We start from the raw sequence: 5,236 nt of genomic DNA, 5'->3' as shown, positions 1-5,236 counted from the left end.
GTTTTTGCTCGTTAATCCCATCAACAAGCGAAAAATCTTTATTAAATACCAATTCAAAATTATTTCCAATTCTTAAATCCATACTAGTAATTATATCATATTTAGCAAAAATTACTTAAACAAACTGTTGATATTAGCAGAAATTCTAGAGGTTGCTGCTCTTAAGCTTATATAGTCAATTACTGGAGGGTTATTAATTGGTGTTAAGACGGTTATACCCTCAATAGCACTTATAATACTAGCTAGAATTTCTTTCAAGCTAGTTGTTTGATTGGCTATTTCAATTGTATTATTTGCTTTTATCTTAACAGTATCAGAAATTAAATCTAAAGTTTTTGGACTAATTGCGCTAAGTATATAAAAATGATGTTTGTCAAAATAAATATCATCATTTTTATCAAAAATATTAATACTTGATTGAAGTAGTAAAACAGTATCGCCTTTTGATAGTTCAAAACTGATATTAGATATATTTTTTGTGGGAATTTCCAAGTCTTCAAATTCTGGTATTATAACTATAGCCTCTTGTGTTTGCTGCTTAAACTCCTTTACAGTGCCAATTCGAGTTATGAAAATGTTTGAATAAACCCAATTTTTCATGTCCTCTTGTGCTAATGCATGGCCATAAAGGCGCTGGTTCATTCTGTAAATTTTATAGTCTTTGGTCATTCTAAACCCCTTTACTTTCTACATTTAATTAGAATCATCCTTTAACTTAAGTATTAATGAACAATCTCCCGTATTGCTAAGTCTTGCGCTTGTTTCTTTTATGGTAGTTTTTATCATTTTTCCTAGCCCATCAATAAATGAAACTTTATCGCCAATTTTTATTTTATGTGTGTAAAATATTTGGGCATTCCAATATATACGCCTTATATTGTATTCACCCTCGATAGTAATTTCTTGTTGTGGAATAAACTCAAGTCCATAATCTTCTAAAGCCTTGTATTTTTTATCTGGTTCAGTTGTTCTATCATTAGTAAATATGTAAGTACATTCAACATCAGAGTTGTTATTGCCATAATCAGCTATTACATCATGAATGTATACCCCTTTTATTTTTTCAATAAACTCTTTTGGTGTTGAGGCATAAATATTTTTGTCAATGATTTGAAGTCGATCTTTTTCATCCATATTAGTGATATTACGATCTGGAAAGACCGATTTTATTGCATCTTCAACCGTCATGCCTTTTAAACTTTTGTTCTCTAACTTTCTATTGAAGAAGTTACTACTAACTGCTAAACGAACATCAAGCTCGACACTAAAATCTCCACCGGGATAATCAGTGCTCATGGGAGTGCCCAAATAACCAGCCATGATGAAATCAAATTTTTTCTCATGGGCAAATTTCTTATAATATATCTTTACTATATCCCCTACTTTAATGTGGTCGTTGAAGTCTAAAGGCAAATTCCAAAGTACAATTTTTGCTTGTTTTGATTTTACAAAATTATAATTTGAAAATACATTTGATATAGTAATATCAACATGAATTCCACATTGTGTAGTGATAACAATTTTAGGAGTTTCTTCAATTAAAGAATCCCCACCACTTGTATCCTTTTTTGAAGATTGTTTTTCGTTGTAAAATTCGATTTTAAAGTCATAACTTAAAAACATTGATTATCCTTTATATTTTTCTGGTGCAAATGTTTTTATTACTTCTATTGAAAGACTCACTTCAACTTCATCAATGAAGGGAGTGTCCTTAAACGTAAGATTTGTAATTATAGCTAATTCTTTTATGCCAAAAGTTGGACTGTAGATAGTAAAAGGAACTTGAGCTTGTAGTCTATTAGCCAGTTGTTCTTTTACAAGGTGGGCGTCAAAACGGAGTAAAGAATTGCCAAAAACAGTCATTTTGAGTGGCGAAAGCATTTCTTTGTACAAAGAAGTCAATACTCCACCGCTTAATGAAATGTGTTCTCCAGTCATTACGGGGTTGTAGCTTACATATTCCGCTTTTCTATCATAATAGTTGATAACTGGTCGTTTAGAACAACTAGTATTGTAAGTCCGTGATATAAGTTCAGTTTTTGATTTTATAAAAAACAATTGTGGCACATATCCAAAACCTTTTAAATCTAGTCGTGGGAATAACACTAAAAAGTTTTCTGCTCCATAAAGGGCAAATATTTGGGTTATTACATCTCTTATTATTTGAATAATCTCCGCACAAGACATTTCCCCTTCTTTTTTATTTTCGCAATTGTCATTATTTTTATTTTTAATGTCCGTAGAATCCTTTTTTTCTGCAGGCGATATTGTTTTATTTTTTTCAATGTTAATATCCATAAAATTACCTTTTTATCACTTTACCTTATTTGTATCATCAGAATTAGGGGTAGAATCAGCTTTGGGTGTTGTATCTTTAATAGGTACGTTTTCCGTAACGTTTCCTGTACCACCCATCCACTTGGGTAAAAATGCGCGTACTTTATCAATAATACCCTGTATCGTAAAGCCCGAAAAAGCACTCTTAATAGCATCTGTCATTGAAGTACCTATTTTGCTTATGAATCCGCTTATTGTAAAGCCGCCGCTAAAAATGTTTTTAACAAAATTAATACCCGTGGAAACAGTGCTGATTATTGGTCGCAAAACATTATTGGTTAAGTCTTGAAGAGTTTGCTCTATATTAGCTAAATCACTTTTAGCTTTATTAACTTCACTAGAATGTCCCGTAATCTTTAAAGATGATATGTCTCTTATTAATTCTAAAATCTTCTCTGGTCTTAATTTTAGCTTGCCCCCTTCTTTAGTCATGAGTTCCCACTTGTCTTTCATAGCTTCTAGATATTTTTTCCCAAAGTCGTCTATCGGTTTTAACATATCAAAAGCTTCTGTTGCGTTTCCTTTAAGTAATTGGCTAACAACATTAACAGCGCTTTCATTATCACTAGCAAGCCCAGTGCTTCTTAGTAAAGCTGAAAGTTTTGCTGCATTTACTACATTATCTTCATTAGCAAGTCCCAATTCTCTGAGATCGCCTCTAAGTACACTTGCTGTTCGCAACAAGTCTTCTTTTTCTAATTCGCGCTCAAATCCTTTCATCCCCTCAAGAGCGCCCCAAATTTTAGTGCGTTCATTTTTCTTAAAAACCACGCTATTGAGTTGTTTTAATTTGTCTTGTTTTGCTTTATCTTCAATTGATTTTTTCATAAAACCATATAAAAAACCAACAAGTCCGCCTCCAACTTTACTCATAGCGTTGCCAATAACAGTTCCTAGAGCACTACCTATTGCAATTTTGGCAACAAGTCCTTTTCCTTGAGAGGCCGCTATCATTTTATTTCTTGCTTTTGATTCTTTTGCAAGTTCTTTATACTCAAGGCGCCTTTTATCTCTATCCGACATTAAAGATCTTTTAAAAGCCTCTTTTCTAGCTTTTTCAAAACCCATGCCTTGTTTCATAAGCTTTTTAGTTTGTGTAAGTCTGTATTTCTCAACACGTTCTCTTAAGCTTTCAAATTTAGATTGTTTGTTTAGTTCTTTTTTCTTATACGACAAATTACTTTTTACAATATCTTTAGTACTACCCAAACTAGATTTTTTAGGTTTAAGATATTTTTCCATTTTGGTAATATCTTGCTCAATAGCCTTTTTTGTTGCTGCATGATCAAGAACACCCCTAAATTTAATGGTGAATTTGTCGCTCATTAAGCCCTCATTTACCTAAAATTAATTCATACAATTCTTTTTCTAATTTAAGATCAGCAATACGGTTAACTTCTAAAAGCTCATCATAAGGCAATTTCTTAACATCATCGTATGAGCAAATATTCATAATCACCGGAAAATAGTATTTATCGTTTTTTATCTCATCAATTAATTTAAAATACTTTTTTCTGATCTCATTAAGATTTGCAATGGCTTTGTCAATCTCTTTGTTTATTTTCCTCATTTAACAACCAGTTCATTAGAATTTGATGTAAGTGAAGCAGTTACTTTTGCATAATCAAAATTATCATCGATGTAGTCAAAAGTAACAAAATCACCAACATTATTTTCATATTCACTCAAATATACTAAAGCGGGTTTTTTTAGATCATTATCTGCATGAAAAGTATTGAATTGCGCGGTGTAAATAATAGCAACAAGATAGTCCTTATAATAAGAGATAAATTCTCTATTTGCATCTAGAATTACATAAAATTCGTCTAAAAACTTTGGACTTATCATTAAGCTTGTAATTTCTCTTAAGTATTTAACTTCATTAAGCTTATAAATAGCATCACTTTGATTAAATCCTAGTACTCTATCCCATTCATAGACTGGTAATACTCTAAGTGGGTATTCATAGGTTTTATTTTTGGTTAAAATTTTCATTTTATATCTCATTACCATAATAAGGCTCTCCTTTTAGCTTTTATTTGGGTGTGTTTTTTGGCAATTAATAGCTCTAATCTCAAAAGTCACTTTTTCAGCTTCTGCTGAATAACTTCTTGAGGGTTCTTCAGTGAAAATTGCATAGTTAGAAATAATTTTGGTAGCAATTCTATCATTGAATGCTAAAGCAAGCATCTTATCATATTTGCTAACATCCATGTTATAAAACTGATCGTCTGCAATTTCAGTTAACGCAATATAGTCATGACTACCTAGGGTAACTTCAATATTGAAAATATAAGTTATAGTTTTAGGGTCCCTTAAGCTTATTACAGGGAATCCTTTATCTTCAGTACTAACAACTGCTCTTGTTGTAGGTTCGCTTGTAAGCTCTAGTTTACCACTGTGTAGTTGTATACCACCAATTGAAAAGTAAACTTCCCTTAAATCATAAAATTGCATAATTTTTAACTCCTTATACGTTTAAACTATTTTGATAATCAACTATATCTTGAGTAGTAATTACTAAAGCAACATCATTAATACTAAAGTTGTAAGTAATATTCACACTAAGTTCTAATTTAAGCTGTTTAGTGCCCGATAGAGTGAGCTTTAAGTCTTTATATTTTACAAGTAGTCCCCTATCAATAAACCTTTTCAGTAGACACTCAATTGCTGAAGTATATGCATTATCCCTAGCACCACTAAGTTGCAGTGCAGATAATTTGCTGTTTTGTCTATTGTTTTTATTCCAAATTCGAATAAGCTCAACAATCGCCTCGTTTTTTATGTAATGATAAGTAAAAAGTTCATCTATTGCTTTACCAGAAAGATCAACACCCTCTTTAAAAGCAGATATACCATCAAGACCAGTTTCATTAAGAAGTGAATAAAAGTTGATTTT

General features: G+C 31.4%; 8 protein-coding genes. All 8 read right to left on the bottom strand.

The features are described from left to right. Positions 1–111: 111 nt before the first annotated feature. Positions 112–669, bottom strand: a complete 558-nt coding sequence (locus HNP63_RS06185) for a DUF777 family protein (protein ID WP_183227584.1) — start codon at positions 667–669, stop codon at positions 112–114. 24 nt (positions 670–693) lie between these two features. Continuing rightward, positions 694–1,623, bottom strand: coding sequence for a DUF693 family protein (locus tag HNP63_RS06180; protein WP_183227582.1), 930 nt, complete (start codon positions 1,621–1,623; stop codon positions 694–696). A 3-nt stretch (positions 1,624–1,626) separates the two neighbouring features. After that, positions 1,627–2,298 carry a DUF792 family protein gene (locus HNP63_RS06175; protein ID WP_073999426.1) on the bottom strand — a complete coding sequence of 224 codons (672 nt, stop codon included), beginning with the start codon at positions 2,296–2,298 and terminating at the stop codon, positions 1,627–1,629. Positions 2,299–2,313: 15 nt separating this feature from the next. Then, entirely contained in the window at positions 2,314–3,663 is a 1,350-nt protein-coding gene (locus tag HNP63_RS06170) for a DUF759 family protein (protein ID WP_183227580.1), read from the bottom strand. Positions 3,664–3,670: 7 nt separating this feature from the next. Next, on the bottom strand, positions 3,671–3,907 hold the full coding sequence (locus tag HNP63_RS06165; protein WP_073999424.1) for a DUF1322 family protein: 237 nt from the start codon (positions 3,905–3,907) through the stop codon (positions 3,671–3,673). Continuing rightward, the gene (locus HNP63_RS06160; protein ID WP_183227578.1) at positions 3,904–4,350 is read right to left on the bottom strand and encodes a DUF1473 family protein; all 447 of its coding nucleotides are present in this window, start codon (positions 4,348–4,350) and stop codon (positions 3,904–3,906) included. The genes HNP63_RS06165 and HNP63_RS06160 overlap by 4 nt, the downstream gene beginning before the upstream one ends. A gap of 15 nt (positions 4,351–4,365) precedes the next feature. After that, positions 4,366–4,794, bottom strand: coding sequence for a DUF1463 family protein (locus HNP63_RS06155; RefSeq protein WP_183227576.1), 429 nt, complete (start codon positions 4,792–4,794; stop codon positions 4,366–4,368). Positions 4,795–4,807: 13 nt separating this feature from the next. After that, a partial coding sequence (locus HNP63_RS06150; protein ID WP_183227574.1) for a DUF787 family protein occupies positions 4,808–5,236 on the bottom strand: 429 nt, incomplete at its 5' end.

Origin of the sequence: Borreliella afzelii (assembly GCF_014202295.1) — a bacterium.
GTDB lineage: Bacteria > Spirochaetota > Spirochaetia > Borreliales > Borreliaceae > Borreliella > Borreliella afzelii.
This window is presented reverse-complemented; position numbering and strand designations above follow the sequence as displayed.

Coding starts and splice junctions, on each gene's coding strand:
- HNP63_RS06185 (WP_183227584.1), bottom strand. CDS start 669: ATGACCAAAGACTATAAAATTTACAGAATGAACCAGCGCCTTTATGGC.
- HNP63_RS06180 (WP_183227582.1), bottom strand. CDS start 1,623: ATGTTTTTAAGTTATGACTTTAAAATCGAATTTTACAACGAAAAACAA.
- HNP63_RS06175 (WP_073999426.1), bottom strand. CDS start 2,298: ATGGATATTAACATTGAAAAAAATAAAACAATATCGCCTGCAGAAAAA.
- HNP63_RS06170 (WP_183227580.1), bottom strand. CDS start 3,663: ATGAGCGACAAATTCACCATTAAATTTAGGGGTGTTCTTGATCATGCA.
- HNP63_RS06165 (WP_073999424.1), bottom strand. CDS start 3,907: ATGAGGAAAATAAACAAAGAGATTGACAAAGCCATTGCAAATCTTAAT.
- HNP63_RS06160 (WP_183227578.1), bottom strand. CDS start 4,350: ATGGTAATGAGATATAAAATGAAAATTTTAACCAAAAATAAAACCTAT.
- HNP63_RS06155 (WP_183227576.1), bottom strand. CDS start 4,794: ATGCAATTTTATGATTTAAGGGAAGTTTACTTTTCAATTGGTGGTATA.